The sequence below is a fragment of the Microbacterium sp. MRS-1 genome (genome assembly GCF_000585455.1).
GTDB classification, from domain to species: Bacteria; Actinomycetota; Actinomycetes; order Actinomycetales; family Microbacteriaceae; genus Microbacterium; species Microbacterium laevaniformans.
Genome location: NZ_JAUF01000020.1, coordinates 42,565 through 61,644 on the forward strand (window position 1 = coordinate 42,565; position 19,080 = coordinate 61,644).

15 protein-coding genes and 1 tRNA gene are annotated in these 19,080 nt (G+C 68.8%); 4 read left to right on the plus strand and 12 right to left on the minus strand.

Translation table 11 applies throughout. The features are described from left to right. The first annotated feature begins 240 nt into the window (after window positions 1-240). The 3 genes from AS96_RS05735 (at window position 241) to AS96_RS05745 (ending at window position 1,879) form a co-directional block, all read left to right on the plus strand. Complete coding sequence (locus AS96_RS05735) at window positions 241-498, plus strand: helix-turn-helix transcriptional regulator (RefSeq protein WP_036286677.1); 258 nt, start codon at window positions 241-243, stop codon at window positions 496-498. Further along, window positions 498-1,754 carry a tyrosine-type recombinase/integrase gene (locus AS96_RS05740; RefSeq protein WP_113681432.1) on the plus strand — a complete coding sequence of 419 codons (1,257 nt, stop codon included), beginning with the start codon at window positions 498-500 and terminating at the stop codon, window positions 1,752-1,754. The genes AS96_RS05735 and AS96_RS05740 overlap by 1 nt, the downstream gene beginning before the upstream one ends. Before the next feature lie 54 nt (window positions 1,755-1,808). Continuing rightward, a tRNA-Gly gene (locus tag AS96_RS05745) sits at window positions 1,809-1,879 on the plus strand. 318 nt (window positions 1,880-2,197) lie between these two features. On the opposite strand, the gene AS96_RS05750 is transcribed toward AS96_RS05745, so the two are convergent. Further along, window positions 2,198-2,497: a sulfate permease gene (locus tag AS96_RS05750; RefSeq protein WP_231477130.1), complete on the minus strand. Its 300-nt coding sequence runs from the start codon at window positions 2,495-2,497 to the stop codon at window positions 2,198-2,200. 274 nt (window positions 2,498-2,771) lie between these two features. On the opposite strand from AS96_RS05750, the gene AS96_RS05755 reads away from it, so the two are divergent. Beyond that, window positions 2,772-3,509, plus strand: coding sequence for a DUF6349 family protein (locus AS96_RS05755; RefSeq protein ID WP_036286684.1), 738 nt, complete (start codon window positions 2,772-2,774; stop codon window positions 3,507-3,509). 66 nt (window positions 3,510-3,575) lie between these two features. Here the strand turns inward: AS96_RS05755 and AS96_RS05760 are convergent, their stop codons facing one another. The 11 genes from AS96_RS05760 to AS96_RS05810 all read right to left on the minus strand — a co-directional run bounded on the left by AS96_RS05760 (window position 3,576) and on the right by AS96_RS05810 (window position 18,993). Next, window positions 3,576-4,079, minus strand: a complete 504-nt coding sequence (locus AS96_RS05760; protein ID WP_425545988.1) for a hypothetical protein — start codon at window positions 4,077-4,079, stop codon at window positions 3,576-3,578. Window positions 4,080-4,176: 97 nt separating this feature from the next. Then, on the minus strand, window positions 4,177-4,635 hold the full coding sequence (locus AS96_RS05765) for a single-stranded DNA-binding protein (RefSeq protein ID WP_036286723.1): 459 nt from the start codon (window positions 4,633-4,635) through the stop codon (window positions 4,177-4,179). Between the two features lie 225 nt (window positions 4,636-4,860). Further along, entirely contained in the window at window positions 4,861-9,690 is a 4,830-nt protein-coding gene (locus tag AS96_RS05770; protein WP_231477131.1) for an SNF2-related protein, read from the minus strand. A gap of 212 nt (window positions 9,691-9,902) precedes the next feature. Further along, window positions 9,903-10,427 (minus strand): hypothetical protein, encoded by a 525-nt coding sequence (locus AS96_RS05775; RefSeq protein WP_036286729.1) that lies wholly within the window; start codon window positions 10,425-10,427, stop codon window positions 9,903-9,905. A gap of 212 nt (window positions 10,428-10,639) precedes the next feature. After that, on the minus strand, window positions 10,640-12,460 hold the full coding sequence (locus AS96_RS05780) for a TraM recognition domain-containing protein (RefSeq protein ID WP_036286691.1): 1,821 nt from the start codon (window positions 12,458-12,460) through the stop codon (window positions 10,640-10,642). Further along, window positions 12,457-12,933 carry a hypothetical protein gene (locus tag AS96_RS05785; protein WP_036286694.1) on the minus strand — a complete coding sequence of 159 codons (477 nt, stop codon included), beginning with the start codon at window positions 12,931-12,933 and terminating at the stop codon, window positions 12,457-12,459. The genes AS96_RS05780 and AS96_RS05785 overlap by 4 nt, the downstream gene beginning before the upstream one ends. Before the next feature lie 147 nt (window positions 12,934-13,080). After that, entirely contained in the window at window positions 13,081-13,533 is a 453-nt protein-coding gene (locus AS96_RS05790; RefSeq protein WP_036286697.1) for a hypothetical protein, read from the minus strand. Then, window positions 13,530-15,032, minus strand: coding sequence for an ATP-binding protein (locus AS96_RS05795; RefSeq protein ID WP_036286700.1), 1,503 nt, complete (start codon window positions 15,030-15,032; stop codon window positions 13,530-13,532). Before AS96_RS05795 ends, AS96_RS05790 begins: the two co-directional genes overlap by 4 nt. Next, window positions 15,029-15,946: a hypothetical protein gene (locus AS96_RS05800; RefSeq protein ID WP_051498767.1), complete on the minus strand. Its 918-nt coding sequence runs from the start codon at window positions 15,944-15,946 to the stop codon at window positions 15,029-15,031. The genes AS96_RS05795 and AS96_RS05800 overlap by 4 nt, the downstream gene beginning before the upstream one ends. Window positions 15,947-16,026: 80 nt before the next feature. After that, a complete protein-coding gene (locus AS96_RS05805) occupies window positions 16,027-17,490 on the minus strand; it encodes a PrgI family protein (protein ID WP_036286702.1) in 1,464 nt (487 codons plus the stop codon). Between the two features lie 6 nt (window positions 17,491-17,496). Next, entirely contained in the window at window positions 17,497-18,993 is a 1,497-nt protein-coding gene (locus AS96_RS05810) for a hypothetical protein (RefSeq protein WP_036286706.1), read from the minus strand. Window positions 18,994-19,080: the final 87 nt, after the last annotated feature.

Consider the following 19,080-nt stretch of genomic DNA (forward strand, 5'->3'; position numbering starts at 1 on the left):
TCATCATCCCAGACGCGCCTCGCCCCTCATCTAGGTCTCCTGGACCCAGCAATTGCTGGTGTCCAGCGGTGTCTTCGACACCATGGGAGACCACCGATGACCGCATTCTCGACGGAGTTTCGACGGAGAAACCCTGCATTGGGTGCCGATCGGCCGCGCCGACGTCACCGTTCTGCACCACATCTCACCCGAGGTTCAGCGCAGCGATGCCGCGTTGCACGGCTGTCGCACCTACGGTGCATGACACCACAGACGCCCCGACCCCGCGACCCCGCCCCGCTCGACCCGACGAGGCTCGACCTGACTGCCGACGGCGCACCGATCATGTGGACGGTCGAGGAGACGGCCGCGTTCCTCGGGCTCACCCGGCACACCCTCGACGTGTGGCGGTCGAACAGGTCCGGCGGACCGGTCTACGTCAAGATCGCAGGCAACCGCATCCGCTACTTTCCTGCCGACGTGCGGGACTGGCTCATCGCCCAGCGGCGGGGGTCGTGATGCCCAGGCCGAAGAAGCAGCCGGGTGAGCTCGGCAGGGTTAGTGTCCAGCAGTACCGGGAGCGGTTCCGCGCCGACACCCGCATTCGTGACGGCGAAGGTCGAGCACACCACGTGCAGGGGTGGGGTCCTTCCCCGGAAGCCGCGCAAGACGACCTGCAGCGCAAGGCCCACCTCATCTGGGGCGGCGTCTTCCAGCAGGTCGACCCGGCCGGGACGGTCGAGCAGCTCGCCGTCGCCTGGTTGCTGGATCTCCGGCGGAATCGGCAATGGGACGAGGCCGACCCGCAGCCGGGCAAGATCAAGCCGCAGTCGATCGATCGCTATGAGGGAACACTGCACAGCACGATCAAGCCGCTGCTCTGGGGAGTGAAGATCACGTCGTTGACGCCGGCGCGCATCTACAACTTCCTCCACGAGGTAGCCCGCACGAAATCGAATCACGAGGCCTTGATGGCTCGCAGCGTGCTCGCCGGCATGTTCGACCTAGCGATTCTGCACGGTGTCGTCTCGCCAGGAGCCAGTCCGGTGCCCTCAGTAAGGACACTCGCCATCCACCGCCCAGCCTCGAAGCTGATTGCGTTGACTGACGACGACCTCGCGGTGATCATCCAGCTCGTCCTGGCGTGGGAGCAGAATCGTGGAAGCAAGACCGGGAAGCGACCCGACGTGCGCCTCCTCGCCGATCTCCTCATACTCACGAACCGCCTGACCATCCGGCTCTCCGAAGCCCTGGCACTCCGGCGCGAAGACGTCGTGCTCCGCCCGAACAAGCAGAGTGTCCTCACCGAGCACGTCTGGATCAACGGCACGATGACCCACACGGACGAAAAGGGTCTCTACAGACAGTCCGAGCTGAAGGGCAAAGGCCAGGAGAGACTGATCGAGGTCGTGAACACCGATGTGCACGCCGTGCTCAAGCGGCGGATGGCCGACTCCCTCGGCGATCTGCTGTTCGTCACACGCGCCGGAAAGGGGATGTACCCCGAGCGCCCACAAGCGCTGGCGCGCAGGTTCCGAGCGGCACACAAGGAGGAGCTGGACGCTATCGGCGTGCCGCAGGAGATGTTCGTCTACCGCTCGATGCGAAAGTCTGCTGCGGCTGCGCTCGGCGCCGACACCGCTCAGCAGGTCCTCGCGCACGAGAGCAAGCGGACGACGACACAGCACTACACCGGCAGAGAGGAGAAGATCGTCGGCGCCGAGTCGCTGCTAGCTTTGAGCGGCTCGATCGAGCACCGCGACTGCCAACCGTAGACACGCGCGTTCGCCATGCGCGCCCACGTCCCGTATGCTGGAGGTCACCTACTCGGGGACGTCGTTCAATGGTAGGACGGCTGCTTCCCAAGCAGCCAACGCGGGTTCGATTCCCGTCGTCCCCTCTCTGTGGCCTCGGCGGACCCCCTTGATACGCGAATGTACTGTGCGTGCGGCTCGGGTCGTCATCGGTACCGGTCAGCCGTGTCTTACGTCGAGTCCTGCTTCTCCCTTGGACAACACGCGGCTGGATTGGGGCTTTGCTATGTGCTTCTAGGAGCATGTGGACGCGATCCGGGAACGGATCAGAGAACTTGATGAGCAATGTGACACCGTCGAGCGGCCCAAACCGTTCCTGATCGCGGCGCGCTCTGTCGACTAGCCAGTCGAACGGTGGAAAGAGCCTTAGCTAGCTCAAGTCGCCCGGAAGCGCCGCGTGCCGTCTACGCAGACTCGGCGGTGGTCTGGCGTACCATACGGCCCACACGCCGCTGCTGGCCGCGCTCGCGGAGTCGTGTTTTCGCTAGAAGGATGAGGCTGATGGGGCCCATGATGAGGAACTTGAGTGCCGACCAGAGGCAGACCAGCACGATCAGGTTGAGCCATCCGGGCGCGCCCGCCTCGATGGCGGTAGTGCACCAGTAGGCGATCGCGAAGTACGGAGCGGCGAGGAGCATCCCGGGGACGCCCCACTTGAGGCCCCTGCGCGTGCGGATGAGGTCGAGGACGATGTTGCTCGGCATCCACACCCGCAAGAACCCACGGATGAAAATACTGGCAGCCAGGATCATTCGGAACACAGCAGGCACCTCCCACAATGGCGACATCGTTCTTGGGGGAAGGACTCGTCCCGGAGCGGAATCTCCGGGTTCGTCGACCGCCGTGCACTGAACCGGCGGCGCATCATGTGTTGATCGCCTGTACTCAGGCTACTCCTCCCATCCCGCTCCCGGAAGGGACCGACGCAGCGGTCCGTACGCACGTCGCGCACCTGACGGTCGAAGGGAGATGAGGCCGATGGCTGATCGGATAGGCGGGCAGCTGGCGTTCGACTTCGACGAGCTGGCTCGAGAGGATGCGCGCGCCAGTCTCGGCGAGTGGTCGGGCGCGCCTTTGCACTTCACGACGGACTACTACCCGCCGCGTGAGCTGGATGAGGCGTTCGCACACTGGTGCTTCCTGAACACGCACTTCGATTCCTACGCGAGCAGCCATATGTGGCACCGCGCTATCACGATTCCCGGCGACATGACGGTCGGTGACAGCGAGCACACGGCCTCGACGTTCACTGCGGAGCTGCGACCCCGTGTCGCGCAGGAGGGGCCCGGTGGGTTGCTCACGCAGCTGATCTGCGAGCCCTGCGAGTGGCATGCGATCAGCGGGGATGAGAATCACGCTGTCGAAGCGTGGCACGATCACGCGTTCCCCGGCTGGCGCGACCTTCCGGTGATCCCTGCGCAGATCCGGGTGCGGTCCGAGTCCGGGTTGACGAAGCTCGCAACGGCGTGGATCGCAGAGCACTATCCGGTTGAGGCGCAGGTGCCGGGCGCGCCGATCATCACGGAGCGCGCCTCGCACGGAACGCGCCACGTGGCCGGCTACTCGCCGTGGGGAGGCTACGACCTCTCCGCTACTGCGCTCGATCGTCCCGCACCGCCATCGACATCTCCGAAGCGTTCTCCCGCTCGCGCGCTCCCTCAGCCATTGCCGCCCGCGGCTGGCCCTGCACGGCCCGGGCATGTCCTCGGCGCATGATCGTGCTCGCATGCCTGGGGCGAGACAACCATCGTCGTCTCGCCCCAGAAGCCGTCGTCGTCGTTTTCAGGTCAGCTCGCCGGTCTGCGTATCGAGGTGCTGGTAGAAGTCCCTCTCAGCCTGGCGGCGACGTTCGACGTCCGCGACGACGAACTTGACGAAGTCCTCGTCACGGTTCGCGATCACGATGTCCTCGACCGGCTCGGCGGCGTCCTCGCCAGGCCACACGGTCTGCCGTGTAGGCCGGTCACGATCCAACCTCGTCCCCGACGCGGCGACCCAGTCCCGTAGACGGCCGCGGGCATCGGTGAAGTCGCGGTGCCAGCCCAGCGGGGCGGAGCCGTTCTGTTCCGGGTCGTAGGCGCACAGCCAGTGCAGGTGCAGCGCGGACAGCTCCCACAGCAGCTCGGGATGCCGGTACCAGAACGGCGGCACCACGCTCGCGGGCAGCCCGTACGTGCGGCGCAGCCAGTTCACCCAGCTGTTGAGCTCCAGCCACTCGTGCTCAGCGTCATCTGCCCGCAGGAGGTTCCAGTTGATCGGGTGCGGCGGTTCCGGGAGCATCGGCATCTCGAACGCCGGCTCCGGCTCGCCGCCCTCCGGGTCGTCGCGGCCGTCGATGTCCACCGATTCGTCGTCGGTTCCGGTCATCGTCTTGGCTTCCGACTCAGCGCCCGAGTGCGGGCGCTGCCTGGGTCTGCGGACGCGGCGCGTTGAAGGGGTCATCGAGCGGCGACGACACCTGGCGCTCCTGACCCCGGCTCGCGCGTGGCGTGCGGTCGACGACGTAGGGGTGACGAGCCGGATCATGGCTGATCTTGTTCGCGATGAACTCCTCGCCCTCGACCGCCTGCCCGTCACGCTGCTGCGTGTAGGAGCGCTCGTTGCCCTGGGCAATGAAGGCGTCCCCTTTCTGCAGGTTCGCCAGCGCCCACTCCGCGGCCTCGCCGTACGCGACGATGTTGCTGAAGCTCGAGTCGAGCTGCGTGAAGGTGCCGTCGTCGTTGCGCTGCGCGTGCGACTGCGCGAACCGGGCGTAGAACTTCGTCCTGCCCTCGCGTGTCTCCGACCGTCGGGGCGTCGTCGCGATGAACCCCGAAACGGACGGCTTCGTGGTGATGGTCATGATCGTGTCCTCCTGCATCCTCGTCACCCCATCCGGGGCGTCTCTGTGCAGGAGAGGTGCACACCCTCACCACAACAGAGAAGTGTGATGCACCCCGTCACAGGATCGCGGCGTCGCCACTGTCACGGCGGGCTCGACCGGCCGACACCAGCAGGAAGGCCCAGAGAGACTGCTGTACTTCGGCGCGTACTCGCGCGAGGCGGGCTGTTGACGAGCCCGCCATTCTCACGGGCCGAGGTTTCGGCCGTTCTCGCGCCCGACTGGAGCGCCGGGAGTCTTGGGCTCGAATGCCGCCGGATGACGATCCGGATGTGAACGTATGCCGAGTGCGGGCCTGTGGGCGTTCACGACTTCCACGGTCAGTGACGCCCGCTCGGTGGCGGTCGGCTCAGGTTCGCCATTGTCCTGCATCGCGGCGAGCTGTGCCTCGACGCGGGTGAGGTCTTCCTCGGCTTCGGTGAGCGCGGTCGCATGCTTGAAGGGCAGGCCAATCCTCGCCTGCGCTTCTGCGGCTGACTGCTGTGCGATGTCACGGTCGCTGCGTGCCTGCTCGAGCAGGGTGGGGATGCCGGAGACACGGTTCTCGATGCGTTGGATGAGTCCGGTTGCGCCGTCCAGAAACGCTTCCCGGGACATGCTGAAGCTACTGCGAGGAACCCCGACGAGACCGACCTCGACCATCAGCGTTCTGAGCATCGGGTGCGTCGACAGGCGGATGTCGAATCCGCTGATCGACCCGATCATGCCGTAGTCGCGACTCGTGTAGAAGGGCACCGACGTGAAGCCTGAGTCCCGTGCCCAAGCCATGAGGGCATGGCCGGCGTCGACGCGAGAGTCGTAGTTGTGGCCGTGCAGTCGCATCCGGAACCGGTCGCCGCCGGTATCCCGGACGCGCGGTGCGGCGGCCTCCAGCCCTTCGATGTCGGCTTGAGCTCGTCGGGCATCATCGCGGGCACGATCCCGGGTGTGCACGAGCATGGACTCGTTGCGTTGGTGCGCGCGTTCCAGCCGGCGTAGGCGCGTGACTTCGTTCTGGACGGTCGAGTGCTCCAGCAGCAGCGGGTTGCCGGAGCTGATCGCCTTCGCCTCCGCTGCCGAGAGGGCGGAGGAGTCGATCTCCTCTATCTCGCGGGTGTCGAGGCGGCCCCGCATCAGCTGCGCGATGAATGTGGCCTTCCGCTCGACGCCCTGCCACATATACGAGTCGAAGGACCGCTCGGTGACGAACCGGACGATCGCGACCTCGGGGTTCTGGTTTCCTTGCCGGAGGATGCGACCCTCCCGCTGGGCGATATCGGACGGGCGCCAGGGGCAGTCGAGGTGATAGAGCGCGACGGCCCTGGCCTGCACGTTCGTACCGACGCCCATCTTCTCGGTCGACCCGACCAGCACGGCGATGTGCCCGGCGCGTGCGGCGGCGAACAGTCGGGCCTTGTCGGCGTCGGTCTTCGCTTCGTGCATGAACCGGATCGCCTCGCCGGGCATGCCGCGCAGCACAAGCTGAGCGTGGAGTTCGTCGTAGGCGTTCCACCTGTCGGGGTTGGGGGTGCCGATGTCAGAGAACACCAGCTGCAACGCGCCGCGCACGGATGAGGGCTGCCCGGTGAGGGTGTCGAGGTACTCGTTGTCGCGTGTCTTTTCCCACACACGGAAGATCGCGTCCGCGGCGGCGTCCACCTTCGTCGGCCCCGACGGCCCTCCGGATGGGAGCACCATACGGATGTCGAGTGCGGCCTTGCGCCCGTCTGTGCTGATGGTGAGCATGTTGTCTTCGTCCGGAGTGACTTGCTTGTTCTGCACCTTCTCCGCGCGATCACCGAGGGATTCGATGTATTGCTCCAGTTCCACGGTGGGCTGCACCGGGACCGTCGCCGGCACCCGCGCGCCGTCGTCCCGTGCCGCGAGGTCGGGCGTCGGGAGTTGCAGGTCGTCGGCGGTCTTCACGTCGGCGAACACCGACCAGAGCTTGAGCATCTCTGGCACGTTCTGGAACTTCGCGAACCGGGTCTTCATCCGGAACGTGTTCCCGGTCGGGGCCATCTCCATCTGCGTCACGGTCTGCCCGAACGTGGCCGCCCAGGCGTCGAACGACCCGATGCCCGCCTTCTCCAGCAGATCGGGGCGCAGGTAGCGCTGCATCACGAACGCTTCGGTCACGCTGTTGCTGATCGGCGTGGCAGTGGCGCCGGTGACCACGCGTTCGCGGCCTTGGGAGCGGAGGTGTTCGAGCTTCATATGCAGGTCCGTGGCGCGGTCGGAGCCGTCGATCGCGGCGTCGCGGATGTTCGACTCGGTGGCGAGGTTCTTGTACATATGCATCTCGTCGACCACCACGTAGTCGATGCCCGTGTCCTCGAAGCACACCCCTTGGTCGCGGCTGGTGTCGGTACGGTCTTTGAGCTTGTTCTCCAGAGCGAGGAGCTTTCGCTGCACGCGCTTGACGCTCATCCGGTCCTCGCCCTCGGCGTGCTCCAGCACGCCCTTGACCTCTTCGACCTGGGCGCGGATGTACGCCTGCTGCGTCTCGGTGCGCAGCGGGATCTTCGCGAACGCCCCTTGCGTGAGGATCACCGCGTCCCAGTCGTTCGCCGACGCGCGGGCGACGAACAGGCGCCGCTTGTCCGCCGTGAGTTCCTGGCTGGACGCGGCGAGTACTCGCGCCTGCGGGTACAGCTGCAACCATTCCCGCCCGAACTGCTCGAGCATGTGATTCGGCACGACGATGACCGGCTTAGAGATGAGACCCATGCGGCGCATCTCCATCGCGCCCATGATCATCTCTGCCGTCTTCCCCGCCCCGACCTCGTGGAACAGCCCCGCGGCAGGTTCCGCGATCATGCGGGCGACCGCAGCACGCTGGTGCGGGCGCGGCGTGAAGTTCGCCGCCAGCCCTGGCAGGGACAGGTAGTCGCCCGCATCGGTGTAGTCGCGCAGCACGATGCTGTTGAACCGCTTGTTGTACTCGGCGACCAGGTCGGCGGCGCGGGCCGGGTCTTCCCACACCCATTCGGCGAAACGCTCCTGCAACGCCTCGGCCTTCTCCTGCGCCGCGGCGGTCTCGACCGGGTTGAGGACCCGCCTCTTCGTCCCGTCCGCCTCCTCGATCTCGTCGTAGACGAGGATCGTCTTCTGCTCCATCACCGCCTGCGCGATATCCGGCGCCGGGCGGCGCAACGTACCCCATTCAGATGTCGACAGCAGGCCTTGGCGTCCGCCGCGGACTTCCCACATGCCCGGCATCGGGTTCTCCACCCGCACTTCGGGGTTTCGCAGCAGCTCGCGAAGGAAGTCTTGGTGAACCTGCTCGCTGATCCACACCGCCCCCAGTCGCGCCGAGATGTCCTCCACTCCCAGCGGCTCGGGCAGAACGCTCTGGAGCGCGTCGACGTTCCTCTGGAACTCCGGGTCTTCCGCAGCGCGGGAGGTCGCGTCATCGAGCTTGGCTCGGACGTCGCCGGAGAGATATGCGGGCGCGTGCACCAGCTCGCCTGTGACCGGATCGGTGAACACGAGCCCGTCGAGTGCGGGCCGCGCCTCGTGGTCGGTCATGCCGAGCAGGTCGGCGATGAGGGCGATGTCGATACGCCCGGTTCTGTCCAGGCTCACCGCGATCGCGTCGGCGGGGGTCTCCACGCCCTGTACCTCCGCGCGCGGTGCGACGACCCGGCGCGAGAGGATCGCTGCCTGGTGCGCCGTCTGGTCGGTGTCGTCGAACTGCTCCAGAGCCAGGACGAGGGGGCCGAACGGGTCGGATCGCAGCAGGCGCAGCGGGGTCGGGACGATGCGCGCGTACGTGGCGTCACCGGCGTCGTTCGTGCGGCCGGTCGGGCGCAGCCCGTACCTGTTCAGCGGTCCATAGGCGCCGAGGTACTTCTGATAGTCGCGCCGCAAGGCCGCGCGCGCCTCGGTGATCTCCTCGGTGTCATCGACGGTCGCCGCTTCCATCGCCAGCAGCGCGGTCGCGCGATCGCGCAGCCCGAGTAGCGCGGTCAGCTCCTTGCTGGCGGACTTCGGCACCGCGAACGGCTCCAGCCCGCCGCCCGCGACGGTCGCGAAGGCGCCGCCGGGCTGGACGACGATGCTGCCGTCCCACGCCTCCGGCGGCGACGGGGTGAACGCTGCCCGACGCGATTGCTGCGCAGCGGTGCGCTCGGTCATGACGAGCCCGCCTCGGCGCGCGGAGAACACGAGCGCATCGATCGCGCCAGCGAGGTCATTTTCGAGCCGATCGACGTCCGCAGTGACCTTCAGTGAAGCCTGACCGTACATGCCCTGCTCGACGCTGAGCTCCCCGAGGACCTGTTCGGGGTGCTCGTCGAAGTAGGCGTTGATCTTCGTCGGCTGACCATCCAGCGTGATCGTCCGCACGGTCTCCCACAGCTCGTCCGCCGGCGGTTCGCCGTCTTCGCGGCGTCGGAAAATGAGCAGATCGGTGAGCGCCTCGGTTCCGGCCGCCCTGCGGTGCGCGCCGGTCGGGAGACGGATCGCGCCGATGAGGTCGGCGAGGTCGTTCATCTCTCGCCGTGCGCCGGGGCTCTGCGCATCCATCGTGAAGTGCGACGTCAACGTCGCCACCAGGCCGCCCGGGCGGGTCAGCCGGAGCGACTTGAGGATGAAGTGGTTGTGCATCGATTGCTTGGTGGCGTTGTGCACCGGGTCGTGCAGCACCACTTTCGAGAAGGGCACGTTCCCGATCGCCGCGTCGAAGTGCGCTTCCGGGAGGCGCGTATCTGCGAACGACTCCGCCCGCACCTCTGCGTGCGGGTAGAGGCCCCGGCTGATCGCCGCGGTGATCGGATCAAGCTCCACGCCGGTCATGGTCGCGCTGTCGGGGGCGAGGCCGATGAATGTTCCCGCCCCCGATCCGGGTTCGAGCACGGCGCCGCCCTGGAAGCCCAGGGCGGTGAGGGCGCGCCACAGCTGCCGCGCGATCAGCGGGTCGGTGTAGTGGGCGTTGATCGTCGTCCGGGCGGCCGCCTCCCACTCGTCATCCGCCAGCAGGGCGCGCAACTCGTCACGCTCCCGCGCCCAGTCCGGCTTCGCGGCGTCGAACACGTCCGGGATCGCACCCCACGACGACCAGCGCGCCAGCGCCCGCTGCTCATCGCTGCGCGCCGCGCGCCCTTCATCGGCGAGAGCGCGGGTGAGGCGGATCGCCTCGACGTTGGCACGGAACCGCGCCTTCGCCCCGGACGGTGCGAGATCTTCCTGCGACGCCGGGACGAATCGTGACGCCAGCTCAGGAACCGGCGCGGATTCAGCGGTGGCTACTGGAGTTCGCGGAGGAAGCGGATCGTCGCCGCTTCCGTCAGCACCTCGGCGTTCGCCCGCAGGTACTCCCGCGGCGGCTCCGTCGCGACCAGGCCCTCCAGGAACGAGACCGGGACGGCCCAGTCCTTCGCCATCTGCTCCAGCTCCACCGAGGAGGGCATCAAGTCCGGGGAGTCCTGCATCCGCTCCGCCCAGGTCACCAGATTCTCGTCTGAGGGCCGGGTCTGCTCCCACTCCTCGCGGGCCTGATCCAGCGGCAGCTCCGGATCGTGGCTCCACACCAGCTGTGCCATCACGACCTCCTCCGCTGTTCTCCGCGCGGTCGCCAACCGGGCGACCTTCTCGGGATAAGTCTCCCTCGCCGGGTCCGTCCCTGCCAGTATCGCCTGCAGGTCCGACACCTCGGCCTCGACCTGCCGGCCCAGGCTCTCGAAGAACTCCGCCGGGTTCTCCAACGCCGCGTACCTGGCCGGCAGGTGCTGGTGCCAGTGGCTCGTCGCGAGCTGCCCGTACTTGTTCATCCGTGTTTCCTCCACCATCGTTCGCGTCGGTCGCTTCTCCGTCACGGGCGAGCGAGAGGGTCGCGTCCGCTGCGGTCTCACCGAGGCCCCACAGGTCGAACTCGAGCTGGCCCTCGTGCACCTTCGGCCCGCGCCGCCTGACCATCACAGGGCCCCCTCACCCGTCGACAGGGCGCGGCGCTTCATCGTGCGGTCGTTCGGCATGGGTGCTCCTATGGTTCGTCCTGACCGACAGGTGCGTTCTCGACATCACCGGTGGCGGGGGCGGGCCGTTCGAGAAGCCGCTCGATACCGGCCCGATCGGCACGCAGCTCTTTCGCGTCGCGGCGGACCGTCCACGCGCGCAGGCGGGTCACGATCGGCGGGGCGCTGCGCAACAGCACGAGCGCAGTGCCGAACGGCAAGGTCCTGATCGTGTCCGGCGGCATGATCGCCACCCGCCGGATCGACCGTTGTGTCGACCGGGAGCCGTGGTCGCCGACCGTTGTGGAGTCGGTGATCTCGTCGCGTTCGCCGATCAACGTCGACAGGTCGTTCAGATCCCGCGAGTTCGACGCGCCACCGAGGATGATCTTCACGATCGACGCGTCCCAGATCGCACTGGCCGCGTTCTCCGACCACTTCTCCCGTGCCTGCGCGAGCGACTGCAGCACGGGCACGGTGGTGATCCCGGTGCCGCCACCTTCGGCCATCAACGTCGGAAGGGACGGCAGCGGAGCCAGGTTGCCGACCTCATCGAGGGCCAGCAGCAGGGGCGGATCGAGGCGCGCCCCGGGGCTGGTGGCGGCGATGTGCCGGGCGGCCTCGACGAGGTCTTCCACGAAGGCCGCCACCAGCGCCGAGCTGTTGTTCGCGCCCGCACCGGTCGCCAGCAGATACAGCGTGCCCTTCGCGCGCAGGAACGACTCGGGATCGAACTGCTCGGCAGGCCCCGGTGAGACCGCGTCCAGCACTCGCGGGTCGGCGAGCGCGGCCAGCGCCAGGGAGACGCCTTGCCAGATCGAGTCGCGGGTGCGGGGGTCGGAGTCGATCATTGCCTGCAACGACTCCGCCCACCCGGCCGCCGCCCGGGGGTGGCCGACGAGGATCGCCACCGCATCGGCCGCCGCCGACGGGTCGAGGGTCCAGCGGAACAGTTCCGCCGGCTGCCGGTGGTCGAGAGCCGCAGCGTGTAGGAGGGCTTGCAGGGCTGTGCGGGTCTTGCCTTCCCAGAACCCGCCTCCTTCCACACCGCCTGCGGACAGGCCTGTGCCTGCGGCGAGTCCGGCGGCGCGGATCATCGCGGTCAGCGGGTCTTCGCAGCCGCGGATCGGTGACCATCGCAGCCCCGCAGGCAGGCCTTCGGCCAGGTGCTGCGGGTCGAACACCGCGACGGGCCCGATCGCCTGACGGGCGCGGAGGGTCGCGGTGAGGTTATCGGGTCGTGTCGAGGTGGTGACGACTGCGCCGGGTGCGTCGAGGATCATGTTGATCACCACGTGGAGGCCCTTGCCGGAGCGGGGCGGGCCGATGAGGAGGATGGAGTCCTCGACGCTCGCCCACACGCCCGGCCCTCGTGAGGTGCCGAGCAGGTAGGCGATGTCGTCTGCGGCGGGCTTGTGCACCGAGGGGCGCAGCTGGCTGCCACGACGCAGCAACGCCTTGGCCGAGGCGTTCCGCACGACGTCTGCGCGGGTGGCGATCCCGGCGATGCGGTACGGGTCGCTCTTCGATGCGCGCCCGTGCTCGCGCATCAGGCGCCACACCGACCAGCCGATCATCCCGGTCCCGGCGAGGAGGATCAGCGCGGTGGCCCAGTAGGCGATCGGGTTGAGCCCGGGGGCGCCCAGCGGGACGGCGGGGTCGAGGGGGTGCAGCAGCACGCCGAGGCCGGCCTCGACGCCGCCCGTCGGCTGCGGGAGCCCGGTGATCCATGCGGTCAGCGCGGCCGCGCCGCGCAGCACCGCGGCCAGCAGTGCGGCCGCGACGAGGATGCCGATGCCGAAGTTGGTCAGCTCGTCGCCGAGCGACCCTGCGGGTCTCGGAGTGCTCATTGCGGGTGCCCGATCTCGAGCGTTCCCGATACTCGCCCGAGCAGGATCACTTCGCGGGTCGGGCTCGCGTCGAGCTGTGTGGCTTCCAGGACGGTGCGTGCGGTGCCGTCGTGGCTGGCGTCGGTGTGGGCGACGACGACGGCGACCGCGATGTCCTCGCCGGGCACGAACCCGCTGCCGCGCAGTTCGACGAGCTCCACGGCAGCGGCGGCAGTGGCGGCTTGCGGGTCGGGCGCGGTCTCCGACGTGCGCCGCCGGGCGGGTGCGACGATATCGGTGAACACGGTGCCGTCGCTCTCGCGAACTTCGACGCGGATCGCGGAGTGCCGCTGGTCGGTGATCTGGTCGATTAGCCGGGCGAAGTCTTCCCTCCGCCAGGCGGGAGCGAACGGCTCCGACGGATACGGGACGTCATCGATGGTGACCGTCAGCTCGCCGGTCTCGGCGACGGCGATGACGACGCTCGGCAGCACTGTCGGCGCCTGGTCGGTCGGTGCCGCGGCGCGGCGGGCTGCACGTCGGGTCTTCGGCTGTTCATGGTCTGGGCGTTGAGGTTTCACGCCCTGCAGGTGCACGCGCGCATCCGCCCTCACCCCGGTGGGGCGAGGGCGGCGGGCGGATCAGAGCGACGGGGCGGGCGGGGCCGGCCCGCGCCGGTCGGGACCGCCGAAGGCCTGCTCCTGGTCGGCGAGGTTCTTGGTGCGTCGCACCCACCGCTCCACTGTCGTCAGCAGCTCCGGAAGCTGTTCCGGGAAGCTCTCTCCGAACTGTTCCTCCGCCCAGACGTGCGTGCCGTCCGGGTGGCGGGTTCTGCGCTCGGCGCGCCAGAGCCATGATGTCGGCACCCGGTCGGGGTCGTCCCAGCCGACGCCGGGCGCGTACTGCTCTTCGATCGCGAACCGTGTCCGTGAGTGTGCTTCCGGGTAGAACACGTAGTGCCCTGCTCCGAACGTCTCCGGGTCTTCCTCCAGCAGCGACACGGTGCCTTCGTACTTGCGCGCGATGCGGCGTAGCCCCTCGTCGAGCATCAGTATCGCCTGCGTCAGCCGCTCCTCGGCCTCGTTCTCGCTCATGACGCACCGCCCCGGCCGGTCTGCAAGTAGCGGGCGTCTGTCCGGAAGAGTTCGAGCTCAGCGGGGTGCAACTGGTGTTGCGTCACGAAGGATCTGTCCTTGATCCGCCACAGCCCTTGCCCGACGCCCAGTCCGGGCAGGAGTTTCTGCTCGGTTCCCGTCAGCCCGAGAGCCTGCGCGGTCGCGCCGAGCTGGTCGGATTCCTGCCGGTAGACGATCCGCGTCTCGGCGTTGGCGAGCAGCGAGTTCGCGAGGCTTCTCATGGCGGAGCCTTGATCGCCGACGTTGTCCAGGTCGGTGAGCTTGTGGAACAGCAGCATGTTGGCGATGCCGTAGTGCCTCGCGAGCCGCCAGTGTGCGTCCATCCGTTTCAGCAGCGCGGGGTGGGACATGAGCCGCCATGCCTCGTCGTAGATGACCCACCGCTGCCCGCCGTTGGGGTCCAGGAGCGCGGACTCCATCCATGCGGACGAGCAGGTCATCAGCACCGAGATCAGCGTGGAGTTCTCCGTGACACGGGATAGGTCGAGGGAGATCATCGGCAACGACGGGTCGAACCGCACCGTCGAGGGGCCGTCGAACAGCCCCGCAAGGTCACCGGCGACGAGGCGGCGCAGGGCGTGACCGACCAGGCGCCCGTCTTCGGCGAGACGTTCGTCGGCGTCGTGCCCCGGGTCGAGGATGCGGTCGACGATCATCGGAAGGATCGGGACGCTATTCGCTCGCACCGTCTCGGTGAGGGCGAGGTCGATCGCCGTGTGCTCCAGCGGCGTCAACGCTCGGGCCAGCACCGTCTCCGCGAGCGCGCCGATCAGGTCACGCCGCCGCGACGCGACGGTCGACGCCCATTGCTCATCCGAGAGCCCGCTGGGCCGGTGACCCTCATCAAGCGGGTTGAGGCGCGTCGACAGCCCGTGGCCGAGCACGACCGCCCGTCCGCCGACGGCTTCGGCCACGGCCGTGTGCTCGCCTTTGGGATCGCCCGGCACATACACACGCCGCCCGAACGGCAGGCTGCGCGTGTAGAGCGACTTCGCCAGCGACGACTTCCCGGAGCCGACGATCCCGGCCAGCACGATGTTCGGAGCGGTGATCAGCCCCCGCGCGTACAGCACCCACGGGTCGTAGACGAAGCTCCCGCCGGAGTAGAGGTCTTGGCCGACGAACACGCCGTCCGCGCCGAGCCCCCCTTCCGCGACGAACGGATACGCTCCCGCCAGCGTCGCACTGGTGTCCTGGTGGCGGGGCAGGCGGAACCGGCCCGGGGTGCGCAGTGCGCCAGTTCCGGTCTCTCCTGCGGCAGGCAGCAGGGTGGTGGCCTGTTGTTCGCGGCGCGCGGCGTCGGCTCTTGCCTGGGCGCTCTCGCGCTCGGCGGTGCGGCGTTCGGCCTCCAGGCGCGCGGCGGCCTGGCGGCGTTGCTTCCGCAGGCGTCGCCGCTCCGTAGCCGGAGACACGAGCACCGCGGTATGCAGCCGCTCCGGCTCCTGTCGCGCGCTCACAAGGAACGCCCCGTCCCGGGCGGTGTCGAAGACACGGGGCGGGCGGAGAACCAGTCGTGTCGCTGTGCTCTTGCCGCGCCCTGTCGCAGCGCCGCGCGAGCCGCAGCCCCGCCGAGGGCAGCACCCCCGCTGATCCCCACCGCAGCTCCCACCGCACCCCCCGCGCTGCCGACAGCGGCCCCGGCGTCACTGATGCTCGCGGGGCCTCCCACAGTGACGGTGCGCGCGCTGAGGGCGGGATCAGGTGGCGCGTGGTAGGCGCGAAGCAGACCCACATGCCCGAGCGGCGCGTTGTAGGTGAGCGTGTATTCTCCGGCAGTCGCCACCTTGTCGGCCGGGCCCGAGGGCGGTTTGTCGTAGACATACCCGTTCTCCAGCGCCGCTCCGGTTGTCTCCTCGCCGTAGTCCCACTGCGAGAGGTGCTCGATGCCCGCGTCCGGGCCGTTCCGGTCGATCAGCTCGAGCACCGTGTCGGCTTCGTCGCCCTGCAGGAAGATCACGCTGACCCACCGGGGCGGCGGTGGAGCGGCTGGCGGCGGGCTCACGGCCAAGCCGCCCGCAGGGCCCCCGGGGTGCCAGGCGATGCGCCCGGAGTGGCCCAGCGCGGCATCCAGGCGCTGCTCCACACCATCCAGTGCGGTCGCGGACTGCAGCAGATCATCGGCCGCAGCGAGCGCTGCGGACGCGCCGACCGTCTGACTACCGTCATCGTCGTGCGCCCGAGCCCGATGGATGAGGTGCGCCCTCGCGACCTGATCCACCACCTGGCGGAGAGAGCGGATTCCGCCGAGCACGTCGCCGAGAACCCGATAAGTGTCGGCCGGGTTCGTGAAGGTGCGGGTGGCGTGCGCCAGGCCGCGCAGCGCGGCAGACGCTTCGGCTGAATCGGTCAGCGGATCATCGAACGTCGGCATCAGAGGGCCTCCTCGGGCGCGGATGAGAGACAGCCCCGCCACCGCGGGGCTGTCTCTCAGGTGCGCTCGGGCTCCCCGGGTCAGATGCGGCGGCACAGTGGGAGCGCTGCGGCGGTGAACGCCGCCGCCTGCTGCCCGACCAGCAGGCGGGTCTCGCAGGACGCTTGGATCGCCGCCTGCTCGATCGCGGCGACAGCGGCATCGAGCTCATCGACGGTAGGCGCGGACACGGCGATGAGGCCCGTGTAGCGCAGCACGCCGTGCCCGGCGGTGAGGTCGGCTTCCTGCTGGAGCACGTCCTGGTACTCGGCGGTCTGGGCGGCGTCCTCGATCTGCCCTATCCGTTGCCGCTGGGCCATGTCGGAGATGTGCTCGACCTTCTTCTTGCGGATGTCACGGGCGGCCTGATCCGACCGCAACGGCGTGCACAGCAGGGAGAACGCGCGTTGGATGCCGGTGGACAGCAGCACCGGCGAGAGGAACCCGGGATACACCATCGACCGCGGCCACTCCGACACCCACAGCACCGCGTGGTGCGCGGAGTCGGTGCGCAGCCGCGACCAGGACTCGTTCACCGCCACCGGCCCGGCAGTGGCGAGGTCCTGCCCAAGCTGCCCGTGCCGCTCCAACGTGGCCGCGATCGCCGGGTCGTAGGCTGAACGCAGAATCACCGCGATCTGCCCCGTGCCCAGCCACCCCGACGGGGTAAGGTCTGCGGCCCGTAGCGCTGCGGTGAGCGTCGCCATCTCCTGCCGCAGCACCGCCGCCGCGCCCCGCATCCCGCCGCCGGCGGTGCGGATCTGCCGGGCCGCTGCCCCCATGTCCAGGGCGAGGGAGATCGTACTGGCGTGCCGTTCCCCGGCAGGCCCCGCCCGGTCGATCAGCTCCCGATAGGTCGTGGACGCCCACGAACCATCGTCGGCACCGTGCGAGGCCCACCACTCGGCGAGTCCCGTCCCGGAGTCCGGCAGGGTGCGCTCCAGCACCTGCAGCGTCGCCACGCGACCGGAACGGCACACCGTCGCGAGCACACGCCCCCAGGAGGACACCCGGCGTTCCTGTTCGCCGGGGTCGAGGAGCACGAACGCGGGATGCGTCACCTCGCACACCGCGGTCAGCGTGCCCGCGTGGGGGTCGTGGATCATCCCGGCCCCGGTCTCGGGGTCCTCGTACTCCCGCAACCGTGCCATGTCGCCGGGCAGGGCGAGGGTTCCCGCCGGACGCGGCTTGACGACCCGGCGCCGGTAGATCAGCTGGCCGATGGTCGTGCGCCACAGCCACCAGCAGCCGACCGGGAGCCACTCCACGACCGGACGGCCCGCGATCGGCACCCACGTCAGCACCGCCGAGAGCACCCAGACCGGCGCGGTGTATGCCAGTAGCTGACCGCCGCCGGCGTAGAGGGCCCCGACGATGGCGAGGACGCCGATGGCGAGGGTGATCAGCTGGGACAGCGAGAGACCCAGCAGCACTCCACGGCGCGCCAGCCGGGAGAACTTCACCGGCACCAGCTCGCTCACGGTCTCGTTCTTCGAGGCAGCCACGGCAGCTCACTCCTTCCCGGTCGGTTTCGGCGCAGGCGGCGGGCTCTGCCGCGGCGGTGGCGGAGTCGGCTGAGGCGATGAGCCCGAGCCTGCGCTCTGCGGTGGGGCGACCTGCGGTGGGGTCGCCCGCGGTGCGGGTGGCGTCGACGAGGACGAGGGCGGCGGGGTCGTTGACGCCTGGTTCCCGGGCTGCTGGGCACCGTCGGCGGCGGTATCGGCCTGCCCTGCGAGGGCGGCGCCGGCCTTCGGCCCGGCCTCGGCCGCACCCTTGGCGACCTGCGCGGCGATCACCACGGCAGCAGCGGGTCCCGCAACGGCAGCTCCAGCACCGGCCGCGCCGGCACCCGCGCCGCCGGTGCTCGCGCTCGCCCCACCTCCGGCCGCCGCGGCTCCGCCGCCACCGCCCGCCGTCGCTCCGGCCGCGCCCGTGTTCGGAGGCGGTGGAGGTGGAGGCGTTGACCCGCCACCTCCGCCACCTCCGCCACCTCCGCCACCTCCGCTTCCGCTGCCGCTTCCGGTCTTGGTGTCTGCTGCGCCGTCGAGTACCTTCTTCGGTTCCGCGCCCTGCGGCTTGGACGGTGAGGGCACCGGACGGTTGAGAGCCTGCTTCGCGTCCTGTTCGGAGCCGATCGCGTGGTAGAAGTCCAAGCCCGCGAATGCCAGGAACTTGTAGGTCAGATACGGGGCGAAAGCGGCCATCGCCATGAGCACGATCCCGGCGATCGGGTCGCTGATCGAGGCGAGGTCCGCGTCGATCGGGGCAGAGATCTGCGTGATCGCGACCAGGAACATCACGACCAGCACGAGCTTCGAGGCGATCAGGGCGATGACGAACATCGCCCACTTGCCGATCCATCCCCGCGATGCGTCCCAGGACGCCCCGGAGAACGCGAGCGGGGCGAGGACGATCGCCACCAGCAGCAGCGCCTTACGGACCAGCAGGGACAGCCAGACGATCGCGGCGGCGGTGATGGCGAGGCTGGCGAAGAAGATCGTGATGATCGCGCCGACTCCGGGCGAGGCGATGTTGATCCCAACGAGTGCCGCGGCGAGCACCGTGATCTTGTCACCCATGGATTCGGTCGTCTCGCCCGCGGCTTGAATGATGCCGAGGCTGAGCTGGTCGACGATCTCCAGCATCAGAGCCGTGAGCGTGATGACTACGAAGCTGCCGAGCACGCTTTTCGCCAGGCCCAACGCCGCCCTGCTGAGCGCGGTCGGGTCGCGTTTGACCAGCCCGGTGATCAGCTGCAGACAGAAGAACAACAGCATCACGAACACGGCGATGCCGAACAGCAGGTTGTAGACCGAGACGTACTCGGGTGACTGGACATCGACGAGCGTCGTGGTGTCGAACACCGTCCACACGGCCTCGAACAGCCAGCCGGCCGCCGCGCCCATCGCCTGCGCGAGCCAGTCGAACGGGGCGGAGATCAGGCTGGCGGCGGCTTCGCCTGCGGTGTCACAGACGGCGGAGATGACAGGAATGTCGCAGACACCCATCACGAACCTCCCGAAAGATCGGTGCTAGGGCGTGTTGATCAAGAGGTTCCGCTCCTCGGTGGGTGAGTCTTGAACGGTGACGCGACA